Genomic DNA, 19,958 nt, shown 5'->3' with positions numbered 1-19,958 from the left:
GTTCATGACCGTATTGCTGACCTGGCTGGTCAACGCGCTCGCGCTGTTGATCATCACCTACATCGTGCCGTCGATTCACATCCGCAGTTTCGGCACTGCGCTGATCGTCGCGCTCGTGCTCGGGCTCATCAATGCCGTCCTGCGGCCGGTGCTGATCCTGCTGACGTTGCCCGTCACGATTCTCACGCTCGGGCTCTTCATACTCGTGGTGAACGCGCTGTGCTTCTGGCTGTGTGCGTCGCTGCTGAAGGGCTTCGAAGTGTCGGGTTTCTGGTCGGCGTTCTTCGGCTCGATCCTGTACAGCATCGTTTCGTGGCTGCTGTCCGCGCTCATCTTCGGTAACCGCAGCTTCGGCTGACGGGTTACCAACAGAGGATCATGAACCCCATCGAACTTTCATTCGAATTCTTCCCGCCGAAGACGCAGGAAGGGCTCGAGAAGCTGCGTGCGACGCGCACGCAGCTTCTGCCGCTCAAGCCCAAGTTCGTGTCCGTCACGTTCGGCGCCGGCGGTTCGACGCAGCAAGGCACGCTGGATACCGTGCTCGATCTGTCGAAAGACGGCCTCGAAGCGGCGCCGCACCTGTCGTGCATCGGCTCGTCGAAGGACAGCCTGCGAGCGATTCTCAACGAGTACCGTTCGCATGGCATCCGTCATATCGTCGCGCTGCGCGGCGATCTGCCGTCGGGCATGGGCGAAGTCGGCGAGCTGCGCTATGCGTCAGAACTGGTGAGCTTCATCCGCGCCGAGTTCGGCGACTGGTTCCGCATCGAAGTCGCGGCGTATCCCGAGTACCATCCGCAGTCGCGTTCGCCGAAGCATGATCTCGAGAACTTCGCGCGCAAGGTGAAGGCGGGCGCCAATTCGGCGATCACGCAGTACTTCTTCAATGCGGACGCCTATTTCCGCTTCGTCGACGATGCGCACAAGCTGGGTGTGGATGTGCCCATCGTGCCGGGCATCATGCCCATCACGAACTTCTCGCAACTGATGCGTTTCTCCGAAATGTGCGGCGCGGAAGTGCCGCGCTGGGTCGCGCGCCGGCTGGAGAGTTTCGGCGACGACCGCGAGTCGATCCGCGCGTTCGGTCTCGACGTGGTGACGGACCTGTGCCGCCGTCTCGTCGATGCCAAGGTGCCGGGGCTGCATTTCTACACGCTCAACGGTGCGGCTGCATCGAAGTCGATTTGCGAGCGGCTGGGCGTCTGACGTTTCTGCTTCTGCAATGAAAGCGGCGTGCGCGCAAGCGTACGCCGCTTTTTTATTGCGTACGCGCAGGCGTGCATTCATTGCGTTGTCATGCAACCGGGGTGAAAACCCATATTGAATCTGAATATTGGCTGACTATGATCCAAAGGCACTCGACCCAGCTGCCTCGCGGAGAACAACATGCCAATGTCATCGACGCTGTCTGCAGTCCGCAAGTCCTGTTTGCCCGTCCTGTCCGCCGTCGCGATCGTCGCGGCGTGCATCGCGCCCAATCTGAGCGCCGCGGCGTCGCTGCCCGACAAGACGGTCGTCTTCTGCTCCGAAGGCAGTCCCGCCGGTTTCGATACCGCGCAGTACACGACGAGCGTCGAGTTCAGCGCCGGCTCGTACACCGTCTATAACCGGCTGGTCGAGTTCGGCCACGGCAGCACCGACATCGAACCGGGCCTCGCCGAAAAGTGGGACGTCTCCAGCGACGGCCTGCAATACACGTTTCACCTTCGCCACGGCGTGAAGTTCCACACGACCTCGTACTTCAAGCCGACGCGCGAATTCAATGCCGACGACGTCGTGTTCACGTACACGCGCATGCTCGATCCGGAGCAACCATTCCGCAAGGCGTACAACGTGCCGTTCCCGTACTTCAACGATCTCGGGCTCGCGAAGAACATCAGCAAGGTCGAGGCGCTCGATCCGTACACCGTGCGCTTTACGCTGAAGGAAGTCGACGCGCCGTTCCTGCAGCAGATCGCGATGCCGTTCGCGTCGATCCTGTCGGCGGAATACGGCGACCAGCTGCTGAAAGCGGGCAAGGCGTCCGACATCAACCAGTTTCCCGTCGGCACGGGGCCGTTCATCTTCCGCAGCTACACGAAGGACGCGACGATCCGCTACGACGGCAACCCGGACTACTGGAAGCCGGGCGTCGTGAAGATGAGCAAGCTGATCTTCGCGATCACCGTCGATCCGTCCGTGCGTCTGCAAAAGCTGAAGCGCAACGAATGTCAGGTGATGAGCTATCCGAAGCCCGCCGACATTCCGCAGATCCAGTCGGATACGTCGCTCGCGCTGCCGCATCAGGTGGGCTTCAATCTGGGCTTTATCGCGTACAACACGACCAAGAAGCCGCTCGACAACGTGCTCGTGCGACGCGCGCTCGATATGGCCGTCAACAAGAAGGCGATCATCGATTCGGTGTATCAGGGCGCGGGCCAGGCGGCGACCAATCCGATGCCGCCGACGCAATGGGGCTACGACAAGAGCCTGAAAGACGCGCCGTATGACGTCGACAAGGCGAAGGATCTGCTCAAGCAGGCAGGATTGCCGGACGGCTTCGACCTGACGCTGTGGGCGATGCCCGTGTCGCGCCCGTACAACCCGAACGCGCGCCTGATGGCCGAAATGCTGCAGGCGGACTGGGCGAAGATCGGCGTGAAGACGAAGATCGTTACCTACGAGTGGGGCGAGTACATCCGCCGTGCGCACAGCGGCGAGCACGAAGCGATGCTGATCGGATGGACGGGCGATTATGGCGACCCGGACAACTGGCTCGGCGTGCTGCTCGGCTGCGACGCCGTCAACGGCAGCAATTTTTCCAAATGGTGCTACAAGCCGTTCGACGATCTGATCAAGCAGGCCCGCAGTACGACCGACATGGCCGTGCGCACCAAGGACTACACGGAGGCGCAGCAGATCTTCAAACAGGAAGTTCCTTTCACTCCGATTGCACATTCGACGGTATACCAGCCGCTGTCGAAGGCGATCACCGGGTTCAAGATCGATCCGTTTGGCCCGACCCAGTTCTGGAACGTCGGCCTGAAGTAGCCAACTGGCCGCTTCTTATCCTAAATACGCTGAAATTCTGGACAGCTGCCGCGCACTGCGCGGCAGCGCCGTTTTCGGCGGGTTCGTCTACTTAACAAAGTTAATTTCCTCCAATTGCGGCCCCTGGCAAAACTCACTAATATCGCGCTACGCTGGTTTTTGCCGGCGCTGAACCTGGAGGAAACATGAAGCAAAACAAACTGTTGCGCGCGGCACGGCTCACGATGCTTGTCGCGACGGCAGCGGCATCGATGGCGGGGACCCAACTGGCAAACGCCGCCGATATCCCGAACAAAACCCTCGTTTACTGCTCGGAAGGCAGTCCGGCGGGCTTTGATCCGGCGCAGTACACCACGGGCGTGGATTTCACGGCCAATACGTTCACGGTTTATAACCGCCTTGTCGAATTCGAACGCGGCGGCACGAAGGTCGAGCCGGGCCTCGCAGAGAAGTGGGATGTCTCGCCGGACGGCAAGACGTACACGTTCCATCTGCGCCACGGCGTCAAATTCCACACGACGTCCTGGTTCAAGCCGACTCGCGAATTCAACGCGGATGACGTCGTGTTCACGTTCCAGCGCATGCTGGATACGAACCAGCCGTTCCGCAAGGCCTACCCGGTGCAGTTCCCGTACTTCACGGACATGGGCCTCGACAAGCTGATCGACAAGGTCGAAAAGGTCGACCCGTACACGGTCAAGTTCACGCTGAAGGAAGTCAACGCGCCGTTCATCCAGAACCTGGCGATGGAATACGCATCGATCCTGTCGGCTGAATATGCGGATTCGCTGATGAAGGACGGCAAGGCCGCCGACATCAACCAGAAGCCGGTCGGCACGGGCCCGTTCATCTTCCGCAGCTACACGAAGGACGCGACGATCCGTTTCGACGGCAATCCGGATTACTGGAAGCCGAACACGGTCAAGATCTCGAAGCTGATCTTCTCGATCACGCCGGATCCGGGCGTGCGCGTGCAGAAGCTCAAGCGCGACGAATGTCAGGTGATGAGCTACCCGCGTCCCGCCGACATCGCGCCGCTGAAGGCCGATTCGAACATCGACATGCCGTCGCAGCCGGGCTTCAACCTGGGCTATCTGTCGTACAACGTCCAGCACAAGCCGGTCGACAAGCTCGAAGTGCGTGAAGCACTCGACATGGCGATCAACAAGAAGGCGATCATCGACTCGGTCTATCAAGGCGCAGGCCAGGCCGCGACGAATCCGATGCCGCCGACTCAATGGTCGTACGACAAGAACCTGAAGATGCCGACGTACGATCCGGAGAAGGCCAAGGCGCTGCTCGCGAAGGCCGGCTTCCCGAACGGTTTCGAGATCTCGCTGTGGGCGATGCCCGTGCAGCGCGCGTACAACCCGAACGGCCGCCTGATGGCGGAAATGATCCAGGCCGACTGGGCCAAGATCGGCGTGAAGGCGAAGATCGTCACGTACGAATGGGGTGAGTACATCAAGCGCGCGCACGCGGGCGAAGACGACACGATGCTGATCGGCTGGACGGGCGACAACGGCGACCCCGACAACTGGCTCGGCACGCTGCTCGGCTGCGACGCGGTGAACGGCAACAACTTCTCGAAGTGGTGCTACAAGCCGTTCGACGATCTGGTGAAGAAGGGCCGCGAAACCACGGCTCAGGCTGATCGCACGAAGGCTTACACGCAGGCTCAGCAGATCTTCGCGCAACAACTGCCGTTCTCGCCGATTGCTCACTCGACGGTGTATCAGCCGGTGAGCAAGAAGGTCGTCGATATGCGTATCGAGCCGCTGGGCTACGCGCGCTTCGACGGCGTGAGCATGAAGTAAATCTCGCGATGCGGCGGCTTTCGTTGCCCGCCGCGTCCCAGACGCAGTACGCTTTTCGTTCGGTTAGAAGACTGGTCGAAATGGTCCGGCGACCGGGGTCACGAGCCCTCGTCGCCGGTTGCGTTTTTTCTCACCAAGACCATAGGGACGAACCATGTTCCGATTCGTTTTGCGCCGCATCGGGATGGTCATACCGACTTTCATCGGTATCACGATCCTCGCGTTCGCGCTCATTCACCTGATTCCGGGCGACCCCATCGAAGTGATGATGGGCGAACGCGGCGTCGACCCTGCCATGCACGCAGCCGCGATGCACCGGCTCGGGCTCGACGAACCGCTGCCCATCCAGTACCTCCACTACGTCGGCCATGCGCTGCAGGGGAACCTCGGCACGTCGATCATCACCAATACCAGCGTGATGGACGAATTCCTGGCCCGTTTCCCCGCCACCGTCGAACTGTCGATCTGCGCGATGCTGTTCGCATTGATCGTCGGGTTGCCGGCGGGCGTGTTCGCGGCGCTGCGGCGCGGCTCCGTGGTCGATCACGGCGTGATGGGAACAGCCCTCACCGGCTATTCGATGCCGATCTTCTGGTGGGGTTTGATCCTCATCATGTTCTTCTCGTCGAAGCTCGGCTGGACGCCCGTCTCGGGCCGCATTGCCGTCGAATACGACATTCCGCACGTGACCGGCTTCCTGCTGATCGACTCGCTGCTGCCCGGCACGGACGAAGGCTCGTTCCGCTCGGCGCTGTCGCACCTGATCCTGCCGTCGATCGTACTCGGCACGATTCCGCTCGCCGTGGTCGCGCGGATGACGCGTTCGTCGATGCTCGAAGTGCTGCGCGAAGACTACATCCGCACCGCGCGCGCGAAGGGTTTGTCGCCGGGCCGCGTGATCGTCGTGCATGCGCTGCGTAACGCGCTGATTCCCGTCGTCACCGTGATCGGTCTGCAGGTCGGCACGCTGCTTGCGGGCGCCGTGCTGACGGAAACCTTGTTCTCGTGGCCGGGCATCGGCAAATGGCTGATCGATGCGATCGGCCGGCGCGACTATCCCGTCGTGCAGGGCGGTATCCTGATGATCGCGACTCTTGTGATCGTCGTGAACCTCGTCGTCGATCTGTTGTACGGCGTGCTGAATCCACGCATTCGCCATACGAGGTAAAAACCGTGGCAGACATTCAAAATACAGTCCCCCAGGCAGTCACGCCGCCCAGCGGCCGTGCACTTGCCGCCCGTGAATTCTGGTCCAACTTCTCGCGCAATCGCGGCGCCGTCGCGGCGGGCCTCATCGTGCTGGCCCTGATCTTCGTCGCGATCTTCGCGCCGCTGATCGCGCCGCACAGCCCGATCGAGCAGTACCGCGATTCCGTGAAGATTCCGCCCGCATGGCTCGACGGCGGCAACTGGAAGTTCATTCTCGGCACCGACGAAGCGGGCCGCGACATCCTCTCGCGTCTGATGTACGGCGCGCGTCTGTCGTTCTGGATCGGCTTCGTGTCGGTGATCCTCGCGCTGATTCCCGGCATCGTGCTCGGTCTGATCGCGGCATTCTTCGAGAAGTGGGCCGACACGCCGATCATGCGCATCATGGACGTGCTGCTCGCGCTGCCGTCGCTGCTGCTCGCAGTGGCCGTGGTCGCCATCATCGGTCCGGGTCTCGTGAACACGATGCTCGCTATCGCGATCGTCGCGTTGCCGGGCTATGTGCGTCTGACGCGCGCGTCGGCGCTCGGCGAACTGCACAAGGAATACGTGATGGCCTCGCGCGTCGCGGGCGCCGGCACGGCTCGCCTGATGTTCTCGCAGGTGCTGCCGAACTGCACGGCGCCGTTGATCGTGCAGGCCACGCTCGGCTTTTCGTCGGCGATTCTCGATGCCGCCGCGCTCGGCTTCCTCGGCCTCGGCGTGCAACCGCCGTCGGCAGAGTGGGGCGCGATGCTCGCGTCGGCACGCGACTACATCGACAGCGCATGGTGGATCGTCACCATGCCCGGTCTCGCCATCCTGATCTCGGTGCTCTCGATCAACCTGCTCGGCGACGGGCTGCGCGACGCACTCGACCCGAAACTCAAACGGCTGGCCTGACATGAGCAACGGTAACCTTTTGACCATCCGCAATCTGGCGGTGAACTTCGGCGGCCTGCCCGCTGTGGATCGAATCAATCTGAACGTGGCGCCGGGCGAAGTGGTCGGCGTCGTCGGCGAATCGGGCTCGGGCAAGAGCGTGACGATGATGGCGCTGATGGGCCTCATCGACGCGCCCGGCAAGGTCACCGCCGACGAAGTCACCTTCGACGGCAAAGATCTGCTGAAGGCGTCGCCGAAAGCGCGCCGCAAGATCATCGGCAAGGATGTCGCGATGGTGTTTCAGGACGCGCTGACGAGCCTGAACCCGAGCTACACGGTCGGCTATCAGATCAAGGAAGTGCTGAAGCTGCACGAAGGTCTGCGCGGCGACACGCTGAACAGGCGCGCGCTCGAACTGCTCGACCAGGTCGGCATTCCCGACGCGAAGAACCGCATCGACACGTTCCCGCATCAGATGTCGGGCGGCATGAACCAGCGCGTGATGATCGCGATGGCTGTCGCGTGCAACCCGAAGCTGCTTATCGCCGACGAGCCGACCACGGCGCTCGACGTGACCATTCAGGCGCAGATCATGCAATTGCTCGTGCAGTTGCAGAAAGAGCGCGGCATGGCGCTCGTGCTGATCTCGCACGATCTGGCCGTCGTGTCGGAAGTCGCGCAGCGCGTGGCCGTGATGTACGCGGGCGAAGTCATCGAAACGAACCGCGTTCCCGACATCTTCAAGGCGCCGCATCATCCGTACACGGAAGCGCTGCTCGCCGCGATTCCCGAGCACAACGTCGGCGCGGTGCGGTTGTCCGCGTTGCCGGGCATGGTGCCGGGGCGCGACGATCGTCCGAAAGGGTGTCTCTTCGCGCCGCGCTGCAAATATGTGGTCGACGACTGCAACAAGGCGCGGCCCGCGCTCGCGCCGCTGGCCGATCACGACGCCGCAGCGCAAGTCCGCTGCATCAAGCCGCTGAACCTGGTTCGCGATGCCATTCAACACGGAGGCGCACGATGAACGCAGTACCCGAAACGCGGCGCTCCGATACGAAGTCCGCAGGCGATCACGTGCTGGTCGCCGACAACCTCGCGCGTCACTACGACGTGAAGCGCGGCATGTTCGGCCACGGCACCGTGAAGGCGCTGAACGGCGTGTCGTTCCAGCTGGAACGCGGCAAGACGCTCGCGGTGGTCGGCGAATCCGGCTGCGGCAAATCGACGCTCGCGCGCCAGCTGACGATGATCGAATCGCCGTCGGCTGGCCGTCTGCTGATCGACGGCGAAGACGTGGCGGGCGCAAGCCACGAGAAGATCGCGCAACTGCGCCGACGCGTGCAGATGGTGTTCCAGAACCCGTTTGCGTCGCTGAATCCGCGCAAGACCGTCGAGCAGACGCTCGGCGAGCCGCTCGCGATCAACACGCAACTGAGCGCGACCGAGCGCACCGAACGCATCGCGCACATGATGCGCACGGTCGGCCTGCGTCCCGAACACGCGAAGCGTTATCCGCATATGTTCTCGGGCGGCCAGCGTCAGCGTGTCGCGATTGCGCGCGCGATGATTCTCGATCCGCAGATCGTCGTCGCCGACGAACCCGTTTCCGCGCTGGACGTGTCGATCCAGGCGCAGATCCTGAACCTGTTCATGGATCTGCAGGACGAGTTCAAGACGAGCTATGTGTTCATCTCGCATAACCTGTCGGTGGTCGAGCACATTGCGGACGACGTGATGGTGATGTACTTCGGCGGCATTGCCGAACTCGGCGACAAGAAGCGCATCTTCAGCAAGCCGCGTCATCCGTACACGCGGGCGCTGATGTCGGCGACGCCGTCGATCTTCGAAGCCGATCGCCGCATCCAGATCAAGCTGCAAGGCGAAATGCCGTCGCCGCTCAATCCGCCGTCGGGCTGTACGTTTCATCAGCGTTGCCCGTATGCTATCGAGCGTTGCCGACAAGAAGAGCCGAAGCTACGTGAAGTGGATGGTCGTCAAGTCTCGTGTCATCGCGCCGAGGAGGTGGGAGAAGACACGAATGCATGATGGGGTGGCGGCGCGTGGTCCTGCGCGCCGTCACGCGCGTCGTTTGCATGTGAAGCATGCGGGCGGCGCGCGCGTTGCGTCTTCGTATCGGCGGGTTGCGCGTGTGTTGGCTGGCGCGTTGCTCGTCGTGGCGGCGCAATGTCCACTGCTTTCATTCGACGTAATCGCCCCGGCGCATGCCGCGGGCGCCGCAGCGAACACGCCTGTGCAAGCCGCGCAGGCGAATCAGGCCGGCCGCCCGGCCGTCCCTGTGCCGCGCGATACGTCGCAGCCTCGCGCGACGCTTCCCGGTTTCAACCCACCGCCTTCCTACGCCAGCGGCACGACCGCGAGCGGGCCGGTGCGCACGCAACCGGCGCGCATGCCGTTCTATGTCGCGACACGCGGCAGGACGACCATCTATCTGCTCGGCACGCTGCACGTCGGCGATCCGAACGACTATCCGCCGAATCATCCGTTCCGTGCGCCGATTCTCGGTGCGCTGGCCGCGTCGCCGACACTTGCGCTCGAACTGTCGCCCGACGATCTGCTGGTCTCACAGGACGACGTGTCGAAGTACGGCGTCTGCTCGTACCAATGTCTGCCGAAGCTGTTGCCCGAGCCGTTGTGGCACAAGCTGGAAGCGCGTCTGCGCGGCAATCCCGCCGCGCTCGATGAAATCCGCAAGATGCGGCCGTGGCTCGCCGCGTTGCTGGTCGAAACCTACGATTCACTTTCCGCCGGTCTGCAAACCGAATACGGCACGGAAGCGCAGCTGCAGAACGTGTATTTGCGGCAGAAGGGGAGAGTTGTGGGACTGGAGCGGCTGGCTGAACAGATGCGGGCGTTCACAGGTCTGTCGCTCGCGCAGCAGCGCGAAATGCTCGCGCAGGATCTCGTGCAGACGCCCGCCGAAAATGTCGCCGACGTGCGGACCTTGCACCGCTTGTGGCGTGTCGGCGATGCCGATGCGATTGCCGCGTGGGAAGCCGCGAAGTCGGAGAAACTTGCGCGCGACAAGCGCATTTCCGCGCAGGTCGACAACAAGATCGTGTTCGATCGCAACCGGCGCTTCGTCAGCCGGATGCTGGCCATTTCCGCGCCGAACAAGCCCGTGTTCGTCGCGATCGGCGCGCTGCATCTGGGCGGGCAGAAGGGCGTGCTGCAACTCCTGCGTCAGCGCGGCTTCGTCGTCGAGCCTTATTGACGCGGCTGCAAGCCGTTCATCTTCAGACAGACATTGACCGTCCGCGCATTCAGCGACAGCAGCGCGCGATAGTGCTCGTCAGCGTCGTCGAACTGCATCAGGCGGTCGAGCGCCGAGCCGAGATTCAGATGCACGTCGGCGAGCGTCGGGTCGATCTTCAACGCCTCGCGATAGTGATGCACTGCTTCGTCGACCTCGCCTCGCGCTTCGAGCGCAACGGCGATGTTGTTGTGTGCATCGGGTGAATGCGGATCGAGCGCCAGCGACACGCGGTAGCAACGCAAGGCCAGCGCCTTGTCGCCGAGCGCGTCCGCGATGAATCCGCGATCGTTCCAGCATTCCGCGCTGTCCGGCTCGAGTTCGAGCGAGCGGTCGATATAGTCGAGCGCTTCCGCGTGATGGCCGCGCTGATGCTTCAGCACGCCGAAGCAGTGCAGCGCAAGCGGATGGCAGGGGCTGATGTCGAGTGCTTCGCGATACAGCGATTCGGCTTCGATGAAACGGCACGCGCGATGCGCTTCGAGCGCGAACGCGAGCGTGACGGGGACGATGTGAACGGCGGGGGAAACTGACGCGGCTGCGGGATGCGCTTGCATGACGATGCTCTCCAGACTCTCGAAAGAGCCGGCGCGCGACCTTCTGAGCGCCGGACCCTGTGAACGATGTGACAGTCACAGGTTAGGTCCGGGGCTTCGGCCAAACTATCAGATGCATCCTAAAAAGCGCCGCACGCCTTTCGAGAGGCGGCGCACGGACGGATCGCGAATCCCGAAAATAGGCTCTCGCGAACCGTCCGCAGAGGCGAACTCCCTACAGGAACATCAGGAAGTTGAGCAGGAAGATGTTCACGACGAGCAGCGTCAGTGCCGTCGGAATCTGCACCTTGATCACCGCGTTCTTGTCGGGCAGTTCGAGCAGCGCGGCGGGCACCATGTTGAAGTTCGCGGCCATCGGCGTCATCAGCGTGCCGCAGTAGCCGGAGAACATGCCGATCGCGACCATCACCGCCGGGTTGCCGTGAAACACGTTGACGAGGATCGGCACGCCGACGCCGCCCGTCATCACCGGGAAGGCCGCGAAGCCGTTGCCCATCACCATCGTGAAGAGCGCCATGCCGATGCAGTACACAGCCACGGCGATCAACCGGTAGTCGAGGCTGATGTAGGCGGTGGTCACGTGCGCGACCGCCTTGCCTACGCCCGCGTCCGAGAACACGAGGCCGAGCATGCCGAGCATCTGCGGCAAGACGGCGGCCCACGACAGCGCATCGACGAGACGGCGCGCTTCCTTCATCGACTGGCCGACGGTGTCGCGCGTCATCACGCAGGCGAACGCCAGCGCGATCACGCAGCCGATGCCGAAGCCGATCAGCGTGACGTTCTTCTGCTCGATCAGCGGCGTGCCGCCGAACACCAGATGGCTCGCCGTCAGCGTGATGATCACCGTGACGACGGGAATCGTCAGCGCGGGGACGAAGAGCTTGTTGCGCAGGCGCTCGGCGCTCGCCTTGCGCGCCGCTTCCGACAGCACCTTCGGTTTCGCCGCCGTTACGCCGCCGAAGCCCGCGATCAGCGCCATCACGATGACGAGCGCGCCGACCAGTTCGACGGGCAGTTTGTCGCCGACCAGGAAGATCAGCGCGTAGATGATCCAGAAACCGCCCGCCGTGAAACGGCGCGGATGGTCGCGATCGGTGACGATCATGCCGCCGATCACCAGCAGCACGATACCGAGCAGCCAGAACAGATAGTTGATGGTGAGTGTCATGCCTGGTCTCCCGTCGCGGTCTTGTTGCCGATTGTCGAAGCGGCTGCGCTCTGTGAGCCCGCGTTGCCGCGCAATTCACGTTCGAGCCTGCGATCCAGCAGCCAGAGCCGGAAGCCGTGAATCAGGAACGCGCAGATGGCCGTCGGAATGCCCCACACGGCGACGTGCATCGGCTCGACGGTGATGCCCGCTTCCTTCAGGAACGTGACCATCAGCACGATCGCGCCGAACGCGACGAAGATGTCCTCGCCGAAGAACAGGCCGACGTTGTCGGTCGCCGCCGAGAACGCGCGCAGCTTGTAGCGCACGGCGTCGCTGAGCTTGCCGAAGCGTGTTTCCGTCGCGCCTTCCGCCATCGGCGCGATCAGCGGACGCACCATCTGCGGATGACCGCCCAGACCCGTCAGACCGACGGCCGCCGTCAGCTCGCGCACGAGCAGATAGACGATCAGCAGACGGCCCGCCGTCGCGGCCTTGATGCTCGCGATCCACGTCTGCGCGCGCTCGCGCAGCCCGTGCCGTTCGAGCAGGCCGATCACCGCGAGCGGCAGCAGGATGATGAGAGGAATGTTGCGTGTCTTGATGAAGCCGCTGCCGATCGCGGCGAGGATCTTGTCGGGCGGAAAATGCGCGGCGATGGCGGTGATGACGGCGGCGGCGGCCACGATCAGCATCGGGTTGAAGCGCAACACAAACCCGACGATGATGACCGCGACTCCAATGAGCGGCCATAGGTTGACGGTTGACTGCATCTAGATCTCCAGAGGTGGTCCTGCATTGGGACACCGCTCGTGGCGGCGAACTGTAATGAAGCCGGGCGATGCGTGTCGGCCCGGTTGCCCTCGTTGCGTGCGGCTTCTGTGGCCGCCTCGTGTACTTCCCTGTGGTGCTGCCAGTGCTGCTGGGTACTGCCGAACTTGTGATGCATCAAAAAGCCATTGGCAACGCCTGCTGTTGCTTTTGGCAAACGCCCCGCAAAAAGCGGGGCGTCGACTGCTGTCTGAGCGGGTCCGCGAATCAGACGCGCGCTGCGTTGGCTGCGTGCACAGCGATTCCTGCAGCTTCGAGCGCGTTGCGAATGCGCTGCGCGAACGCGAGCGCATGCGGGCCGTCGCCGTGCAGGCAGATCGTCTGCGCGTTGAGCGGCACCCATTCGCCGCTCACGGCCTGCACGCGCTGCTCGCGCACCATCGTCAGCGTGCGCGCGAGCACTTCGTCTTCGTCTTCGAGCAGCGCGCCCGGCTCCTTGCGCGGCACGAGCGAACCGTCCGCGCGATAGCCGCGATCGGCGAACACTTCCTCGATTGCGACGAGGCCGACGTTGCGCGCCGCCGTCACCAGTCCGCTGTTGGCGAGCGCGAACACGGCCACGGACGGATCGAAGTCATGCACGGCGGAGACGATCGCATCGGCGATCTGCGGATCGCGCGCGGCCTGGTTGTAGAGCGCGCCATGCGGTTTCACGTGCGCGATCCGGCCGCCTTCCGCCTGCGCGATCGCCGACAGCGCGCCCAGCTGATACAGCACGCCAGCGTAGATCTCGCCTGCGGGCAGATCCATTTCCTTGCGGCCGAAGTTTTCCGGGTCGTTGAAGCTCGGATGCGCGCCGATCGACACGCCTTTCTGCACCGCCCAGCGCACGCATTCGCGCATCGCGTTCGGTCCGCCCGCATGCCAGCCGCAGGCGATGTTCGCCGAGCTGACGAGATCGAGCAGCGCCTCGTCGGAGCCGCATCCTTCGCCGAGATCGGCGTTCAAGTCGATTTCCATGATGTCCTCTTAGGTCTTACACCGCTGCGGGCGCGGCAAGGCGCGCGCAGCGTTCTTCATGCATGCCGATGGCGGCGTCGATCTGCCGCAAGTATTTGCGTTCTTCGATCAACGCCTGACGCGCCTCGTAGGGCGTGGTCGGAATGAAGCGCACCGCGCCGTTCAGGCGCACCTGCGCGAGCTTCCACAAATCCGCGTGAATCACGGCGCCGATCTTCGGATAGCCGCCCGTGGTTTGCGCGTCGCTCATCAGGATGATCGGCTGGCCGTTCGGCGGCACCTGGATCGTGCCGGGCATCACCGCGTGCGACAGCAGATCCGCCTTGTGCGTGCGCTTCAGTTCCGTGCCCGACAGCCGGTAGCCCATGCGGTTGCTGTTCGGCGTGACGAGCCATTCGTCGTTCCAGAAGGCTTGCTGCGCGTCGGGCGTGAAGCTGTCGTACTCGGGGCCCGTCAGTACGCGAATGGGCGGCGCCCACGCGACGCCCGACGGATGACGGCCGCGCCGCACCGGTTCCTCGACCAGCACGAACTTGCACCACGCGGGCGCTTTCACGCCGAACTCGGGCGCGTCGGGCGAAAACCCAGAGCCCACGCCAGCGCGCGGCGCGGCGATGGGCAGCCGGTCGCCGTCGCGCAGCGCGCGGCCGCCAAGTCCGCCGAAACCCGCTTGCAGATCGGTACTGCGCGAGCCGAGCATCGGCAGCACGTCGATGCCGCCCGCGATGCACACGTAGCCGCGCATCCCGCGTTTCGCCGCGTTCAGCGTCAGTTCCTGGCCGGCCTTCACGGGCAGGCTCCAGTACGAATAGACGGGCTTGCCGTCGAGCGTCGCGCCGAAGTCGGTGCCCGTGATCGCGACGCGCGTCGCGCGCGGGAAGCGCAGCACGGTCGGACCGAAGGTGATTTCGAGTCCGGCGGCGTCGGGCCGGTTGCCGACCAGCCGGTTGCCGACTTCGAGCGACAGCCGGTCGAGGGCGCCGCACATCGCGACGCCGAGATGCCGGAAGCCATGCCGGCCGAGATCCTGGATCGTGGTCAGAAGACCCGCGCGTATCACGTCGATCATGCGTGCAGCCCCGCGATGGTGAAGCGGACGCGATCGCCCGGTTGCAGGAGAGTGGGCGGATTGCTCGACGGATCGAAGAGCTTCTGTGCGGTGCGGCCGATCAGCTGCCAGCCGCCCGGCGACGTCGCCGGATAGATACCCGTCTGCGCGCCGCCGATGCCGACCGAGCCCGCGGGCACTTCGAGTCGCGGCTCGCTGCGGCGCGGCGCGTGCAGGGCTTCTTCGAGCCCACCCATGTACGCGAAGCCTGGCTGGAAGCCGAGAAAGAACACGACGTAATGGCCGCCCGCATGTCGTTCGACGACTTCCTTCACGGAAAGGCCGGTGTGATCGGCGACTGCCTTCAGATCCGGGCCGTACTCGCCGCCGTACTGCACGGGAATCTCGACTTCGCGACCTTCGGCGGATGCGGCGCTTGCCGCGTCCCAGGCGGCCTTGAGCCTTGCCGACAGATCGTCGGGATCGGCTTCGAGCGGGTCGAAGATCACGGTCAGGTTGTTCATGCCGGGCACGACTTCGAGCACGTGCGGCCAGTCGCGCGCGGCCTGCGCGGCCGACCAGACGCGGCGCTGGCAATCGAGCGTGGCGGGCGGCGGCGCCTCGCAGACGAGGGCGGTGTCGCCGAGCGGGAAGATGCGAGCTTCAGTCATCGCGGGTTGGAGTCATCGTTCCTGGGTTGGTGCGAAAAGAGGACGCTCATCTGACGATGGATCGGCCACAATCTCGCGATAGCGTACATTCTCAATAAAATATCGACAATTTATCAATAAGCGATGTCCCCAGGCTCGCCCGCGTCGGATGGAAGTCGTACACTTCGGACAACCATCACGCTTACCTAAGAAAAACCATCATGGCGCGTCATCCGACCAAAATCGTCTCATCGGAACATCTTGTTTCTGAGTTCAGCGCGGAATTGTCCGAACTGGAATATGGACTGATCATGGCGAGCAACGCGTTCAACCGCTGGATGGTCCGTTGCATGGCGGCGGCCGGGGACAAGGACATGACGGCGATTGAGGTATCGCTGCTGCATCATGTGAGTCATCGTGAGCGACGCAAGAAGATTGCCGATATTTGCTTCGTGCTGAACATAGAGGACACGCACGTCGCGACGTATGCGCTCAAGAAGCTCGTAGCTAGAGGGTATGTAAAAAGCGAAAAGACCGGCAAGGAAGTGTTCTTTTCCGCGACGCAGGCGGGGCGCGATCTGTGTATGAAGTATCGGGAGGTGCGCGAGAGTTGCCTCATCGCTACTTTGAAAGAGAGTGGGCTTACTAATGAGCAGATTGGGGAGGCCGCGCAACTGATGCGGAACGCCTCTGGGATTTATGACACCGCTGCGCGGGCCGCTGCTTCTTTGTAGGTGTTTGTTTGCGACGCTAGTCGCTGTTCAGGTTTTTTGGTTTTGGTTTTGGTTTTGCTGGCATCCGCGTTTTCATATCGGTGCTTCATGCGTTGCCCCGCACAGGGGCAACGCTAGCAAACCGATACGAACCCGCGGATGCCAGCGAGAAAAAAATCAGCAAGCCCGCTCGGGATACCACCGAACATCGGTAATCACAGCATCGAGCGGAATATCATGCGCTTCACGCAAAAGCGCATCTGTACGACACGCTTCATACGCAACACCGACGGTAACCGGCACCTTGCCGCCGCCAGCGCGAAACCGGGATAAAGTGCGGTCGTAGTATCCGCCACCATATCCAAGCCGATACCCATCAGCATCAAACCCCACGCACGGCACGAACAAAAGATCCGGCACGATGACCTCACCGGAAGTCGGCTCATGAATCCGATGCTCGCCGACCTGCATCGTCATATCAGGCGTCCAGACATGAAACTCGAGCGGTTCACCGCGACCCGTGATAACAGGCAAAGCAGCGCGCCGCAAAACATCGCCCGATAACCACACGCCTATCGCATCGCGAATATCGAACTCACCAGATAAAGGCCAGTACAACCCTACACTTGCGGGCGCATAGACCGTTAACGCATCCAGCACGCGACGGCTCAGCGCATCGTTGTTCGCTGCCTCGCGAGCCGCATGCAGACGTGCTTCCAGCAGTGTTGCGCGCAGTTCCTTTTTCGATTTCGCCGCGGGGTTGCATGCTATGCTTGAGTTCAATTCGCGCTCCAGAAACGCTCTAGAAATAACGATGTCCAAACGCCTCTTCCGAGTATATCGCGCGGCCAGTCTGGCGCTCGCCGCGGCGGCACTCGTCGCGTGCAGCACGGCCTCCGCCGTCAAGCCGCTCCAGCTTTCCCAACTCACTAACGACGACCAGATTTTCGTGCAGTTGCGCGAGGCAGCGCGCAACAACGACGCTGGTCGCGCCGCGCAACTCGCGGCGATGATTCCGGATTACCCGGCGCCTTCGTATCTGGAATATTTCCAGCTGAAGCCGCAACTGTTCGACGGTTCGGGCCATCCGCGCATCGACGCGAATGACGCCCCCGTGCTGTCGTTCCTGCAACGCTACGACGGCCAGGCCATCGCGGACCGCATGCGCAACGACTACCTCGTCGTGCTCGGCGCGCGTCACGACTGGCGCAACTTCGATCAGCAATATGCGCGCTTCGTCCTGAACGACGACACGCAGGTGAAGTGCTACGCGCTCGAATCGCGTGCGGCGAAAGGTGAGAACGTCACCGACGCAGCACGCGCGCTGCTCGTCGATCCGCGCAATTACGGCGACGGTTGTGTCGACCTGATCACATCGCTCGCGATCAACCAGCAGTTCTCGACCGACGACGTCTGGCAGCAGATCCGTCTCGCGTACGAACAGAATCAGACCAGCACCGGCGCGAAACTCGTCGACGCGCTCGGCAACAACCGTCCCGATCCGACGCTGTTCGATCAGGCAGCAAGCACGCCGCCGCTGCTGCTCGCGCGTGGTGTCGGTGCCGATCCGCAATCGCATCAGCTCGCGCTGCTCGCGATCACGCGCATGGCCCGCAACGATCCCGCAATGGCCGCCGCAACGTTCGGCTCCGTCGCGCCTTCGCTGACCTCGCCCGAGCGCGCGATCGGCTGGGGCACAATCGCGTATCAGGCCGCTGCGAAGCAGATGCCGGGCGCCGTCGACTGGTACCGGCTGTCGGCGAACGCGCCGCTGTCCACGCCGGCTTACGAATGGCGCACGCGCGTCGCGCTGCTCGCCGGCGACTGGACGATGGTGCGCTGGTCGATCGAACAGATGCCGCCTTCGCTGCGCAGCCAGCCTTCGTGGACGTACTGGCACGCGCGCGCGCTCAAGCAGGCGGGCGACGTGACGACGGCCAATCAGGAATTCGAGTCGATCGCGCAGCAGTACAACTTCTACGGCCAGCTGGCCGGCGAAGAACTCGGCCAGAAGATCGTCGTGCCGCCGAAGACCACGGTCACGGACACCGAAGTGCAGCAGGCGGGCAACACGCCGGGCTTTGCGCTTGCTCAGAAGTTCTATCAGCTGAATCTGCGGCTGGAAGGCAACCGCGAATGGAACTGGCCGCTGCGCAGCATGACCGACCGCCAGCTGATCGCCGCCGCCGAATACGCGCGCCGTATCGAACTGTATGACCGCGCGGTGAACACGGCTGATCGCACGAAGACCGAGCATGATTTCTCGCTGCGCTTCCTGTCGCCATTCCGCGATATCGTCGAGCGCGATGCGCAGTCGAACGGGCTCGATGTCGAATGGGCATATGGTCTGATCCGTCAGGAGTCGCGCTTCATCATGAACGCGCGCTCGGAAGTCGGTGCGAGCGGGCTGATGCAGCTGATGCCGGGCACGGCGCAACTGGTCGCGAAGAAGATCGGTCTGGGCACGATCTCGCGCGCGCAGATGAACGACATCAACACCAATATCCTGCTCGGCACGAACTATCTGTCGATGATCTACAATGAGTTCGACGGCTCGGCGGTGCTTGCCACGGCAGGTTACAACGCAGGTCCGGGTCGTCCGCGCAACTGGCGCGCGTCGTTGCCGCGCGGTGTCGAAGGCGCGATTTTCGCGGAAGCGATTCCGTTCCAGGAAACGCGCGACTACGTGAAGAACGTGCTGTCCAACACGGTCTACTATGCGGCGTTGTTCGAAGGCCGTCCGCAATCGCTGAAGGCGCGTCTGGGTTATATCCAGCCGTTGCAGTAACGATGCGCCATGCCGCCGCCGCGTGATCACACGTCACGCGAACGGCGGCATTCGAACTTCAGCCGTTGCCGCGGCTTCCATCAGGGAGTCGAAAAATGCGACATCAAACCATCGCAATCGTCGGCGGTTCCGGCTTTATCGGAAGTCATCTCGTCAACGCGCTCGTCGAACTCGGCAAGACGGTGCGCCTCGCCACCCGTCGCCGCTATAACGCGCGGCATCTCACGCTGCTTCCCATCGATGTGGTCGAAACCGATGTGTTCGATCCCATTCAGCTCGCGCGTTTCGTCGAAGGCGCGGATGCCGTCGTCAATCTGGTCGGCGTGTTGCATGGGCATCGCGGCGATCCGTACGGACCGGAATTCGCGAAAGCGCACGTCGAACTGCCGACCAAGATCGTCTCCGCTTGCGAAGGCAAGGGCGTGCACCGGCTGATCCATATCAGCGCGATCGGCGCCGATCCGCGCGGGCCGAGCATGTATTTGCGTTCGAAGGGCGATGGCGAGCGCGCGATTCACGCATCGTCGATGTTGGCGTCGACGATCTTTCGTCCTTCCGTCGTGTTCGGTCCCGAGGACCAGTTCCTCAACAAATTCGCGTTCCTGCAGCGCATGTTCCCGGTGATTCCGCTGGCGAAAGCCGATGCGCGCTTTCAGCCGATCTTTGTCGGCGATGTCGCGAAGGCAATCGTCAATGTGCTCGACCTGGATGCATCGACGGGCCGCACGTATGAACTCGGCGGTCCCTCCGTCTATACGCTCGAAGCGCTCGTCGACTATTGCGGCGAGGTGATCGGCAAGCACGCGCGCATCATGCGTCTGCCCGATGCGCTGGCGCGGTTGCAGGCGCTGTCGTTCGAACTCGCGCCCGGCGAACCGGTCTTGTCGCGCGACAATCTCGATTCGATGAAAATCGACGCCGTGCTGAGCGCGCCGCTCGCGCCTGAACTCGATATCGAACCCGCGAGCATCGAAACGATCGCGCCCGTGTATCTGACGGGCTCGTCGTTCCGCTCGCGCTTCAACGCGTTCCGCGCGAGCGCGGGCCGTTAAACTGTCCCGTTTCAC

Annotated in this window: 19 protein-coding genes; 12 read left to right on the top strand and 7 right to left on the bottom strand. The window is 63.1% G+C overall.

The window, feature by feature from the left end:
- The first annotated feature begins 4 nt into the window (after nt 1-4).
- The 9 genes from QEN71_RS28720 (at nt 5) to QEN71_RS28680 (ending at nt 10,155) form a co-directional block, all read left to right on the top strand.
- On the top strand, nt 5-358 hold the full coding sequence (locus QEN71_RS28720) for a phage holin family protein (RefSeq protein ID WP_201649006.1): 354 nt from the start codon (nt 5-7) through the stop codon (nt 356-358).
- 20 nt (nt 359-378) lie between these two features.
- Nucleotides 379-1,209 carry a methylenetetrahydrofolate reductase [NAD(P)H] gene (gene metF, locus QEN71_RS28715; protein ID WP_201648931.1) on the top strand — a complete coding sequence of 277 codons (831 nt, stop codon included), beginning with the start codon at nt 379-381 and terminating at the stop codon, nt 1,207-1,209.
- Between the two features lie 180 nt (nt 1,210-1,389).
- The gene (locus tag QEN71_RS28710; RefSeq protein WP_201648932.1) at nt 1,390-3,033 is read left to right on the top strand and encodes an ABC transporter substrate-binding protein; all 1,644 of its coding nucleotides are present in this window, start codon (nt 1,390-1,392) and stop codon (nt 3,031-3,033) included.
- A gap of 185 nt (nt 3,034-3,218) precedes the next feature.
- Nucleotides 3,219-4,850, top strand: a complete 1,632-nt coding sequence (locus QEN71_RS28705) for an ABC transporter substrate-binding protein (RefSeq protein ID WP_201648933.1) — start codon at nt 3,219-3,221, stop codon at nt 4,848-4,850.
- 154 nt (nt 4,851-5,004) lie between these two features.
- Complete coding sequence (locus QEN71_RS28700) at nt 5,005-6,018, top strand: ABC transporter permease subunit (protein ID WP_028367403.1); 1,014 nt, start codon at nt 5,005-5,007, stop codon at nt 6,016-6,018.
- A 5-nt stretch (nt 6,019-6,023) separates the two neighbouring features.
- Nucleotides 6,024-6,941 carry an ABC transporter permease subunit gene (locus tag QEN71_RS28695; protein WP_201648934.1) on the top strand — a complete coding sequence of 306 codons (918 nt, stop codon included), beginning with the start codon at nt 6,024-6,026 and terminating at the stop codon, nt 6,939-6,941.
- A 1-nt stretch (nt 6,942) separates the two neighbouring features.
- Nucleotides 6,943-7,947, top strand: a complete 1,005-nt coding sequence (locus tag QEN71_RS28690) for an ABC transporter ATP-binding protein (protein ID WP_201648935.1) — start codon at nt 6,943-6,945, stop codon at nt 7,945-7,947.
- A complete protein-coding gene (locus QEN71_RS28685) occupies nt 7,944-8,969 on the top strand; it encodes a peptide ABC transporter ATP-binding protein (protein ID WP_201648936.1) in 1,026 nt (341 codons plus the stop codon). The genes QEN71_RS28690 and QEN71_RS28685 overlap by 4 nt, the downstream gene beginning before the upstream one ends.
- Nucleotides 8,962-10,155 (top strand): TraB/GumN family protein, encoded by a 1,194-nt coding sequence (locus QEN71_RS28680; RefSeq protein WP_201648937.1) that lies wholly within the window; start codon nt 8,962-8,964, stop codon nt 10,153-10,155. Before QEN71_RS28685 ends, QEN71_RS28680 begins: the two co-directional genes overlap by 8 nt.
- On the opposite strand, the gene QEN71_RS28675 is transcribed toward QEN71_RS28680, so the two are convergent.
- The 6 genes from QEN71_RS28675 to pxpB all read right to left on the bottom strand — a co-directional run bounded on the left by QEN71_RS28675 (nt 10,149) and on the right by pxpB (nt 15,411).
- Nucleotides 10,149-10,751: a tetratricopeptide repeat protein gene (locus QEN71_RS28675; protein ID WP_201648938.1), complete on the bottom strand. Its 603-nt coding sequence runs from the start codon at nt 10,749-10,751 to the stop codon at nt 10,149-10,151. The genes QEN71_RS28680 and QEN71_RS28675 overlap by 7 nt on opposite strands.
- A 214-nt stretch (nt 10,752-10,965) precedes the next feature.
- Complete coding sequence (locus tag QEN71_RS28670; RefSeq protein ID WP_201648939.1) at nt 10,966-11,922, bottom strand: DUF979 domain-containing protein; 957 nt, start codon at nt 11,920-11,922, stop codon at nt 10,966-10,968.
- Complete coding sequence (locus tag QEN71_RS28665) at nt 11,919-12,674, bottom strand: DUF969 domain-containing protein (protein WP_201648940.1); 756 nt, start codon at nt 12,672-12,674, stop codon at nt 11,919-11,921. Before QEN71_RS28665 ends, QEN71_RS28670 begins: the two co-directional genes overlap by 4 nt.
- A gap of 265 nt (nt 12,675-12,939) precedes the next feature.
- On the bottom strand, nt 12,940-13,692 hold the full coding sequence (gene pxpA / locus QEN71_RS28660) for a 5-oxoprolinase subunit PxpA (RefSeq protein WP_201648941.1): 753 nt from the start codon (nt 13,690-13,692) through the stop codon (nt 12,940-12,942).
- Between the two features lie 16 nt (nt 13,693-13,708).
- Nucleotides 13,709-14,761, bottom strand: coding sequence for a 5-oxoprolinase subunit C family protein (locus QEN71_RS28655; protein ID WP_201648942.1), 1,053 nt, complete (start codon nt 14,759-14,761; stop codon nt 13,709-13,711).
- The gene (pxpB, locus tag QEN71_RS28650; RefSeq protein ID WP_201648943.1) at nt 14,758-15,411 is read right to left on the bottom strand and encodes a 5-oxoprolinase subunit PxpB; all 654 of its coding nucleotides are present in this window, start codon (nt 15,409-15,411) and stop codon (nt 14,758-14,760) included. The genes QEN71_RS28655 and pxpB overlap by 4 nt, the downstream gene beginning before the upstream one ends.
- A gap of 200 nt (nt 15,412-15,611) precedes the next feature.
- Here pxpB and QEN71_RS28645 point away from each other — a divergent pair, with 200 nt between their 5' ends.
- Nucleotides 15,612-16,124, top strand: coding sequence for a winged helix DNA-binding protein (locus tag QEN71_RS28645; protein ID WP_201648944.1), 513 nt, complete (start codon nt 15,612-15,614; stop codon nt 16,122-16,124).
- A gap of 156 nt (nt 16,125-16,280) precedes the next feature.
- Here QEN71_RS28645 and QEN71_RS28640 read toward each other — a convergent pair whose 3' ends face one another.
- Entirely contained in the window at nt 16,281-16,886 is a 606-nt protein-coding gene (locus QEN71_RS28640; RefSeq protein WP_201649007.1) for a 5-formyltetrahydrofolate cyclo-ligase, read from the bottom strand.
- 31 nt (nt 16,887-16,917) lie between these two features.
- On the opposite strand from QEN71_RS28640, the gene QEN71_RS28635 reads away from it, so the two are divergent.
- Nucleotides 16,918-18,891 carry a lytic transglycosylase domain-containing protein gene (locus QEN71_RS28635; protein ID WP_201648945.1) on the top strand — a complete coding sequence of 658 codons (1,974 nt, stop codon included), beginning with the start codon at nt 16,918-16,920 and terminating at the stop codon, nt 18,889-18,891.
- A gap of 95 nt (nt 18,892-18,986) precedes the next feature.
- Nucleotides 18,987-19,943 carry a complex I NDUFA9 subunit family protein gene (locus QEN71_RS28630; protein ID WP_201648946.1) on the top strand — a complete coding sequence of 319 codons (957 nt, stop codon included), beginning with the start codon at nt 18,987-18,989 and terminating at the stop codon, nt 19,941-19,943.
- Nucleotides 19,944-19,958 lie beyond the last annotated feature (15 nt).

Source organism: Paraburkholderia sabiae, from assembly GCF_030412785.1.
Classification (GTDB): domain Bacteria; phylum Pseudomonadota; class Gammaproteobacteria; order Burkholderiales; family Burkholderiaceae; genus Paraburkholderia; species Paraburkholderia sabiae.
The sequence above is the reverse complement of the archived record's forward strand: the minus strand, read 5'-3'. Positions and strand labels throughout refer to the sequence as shown.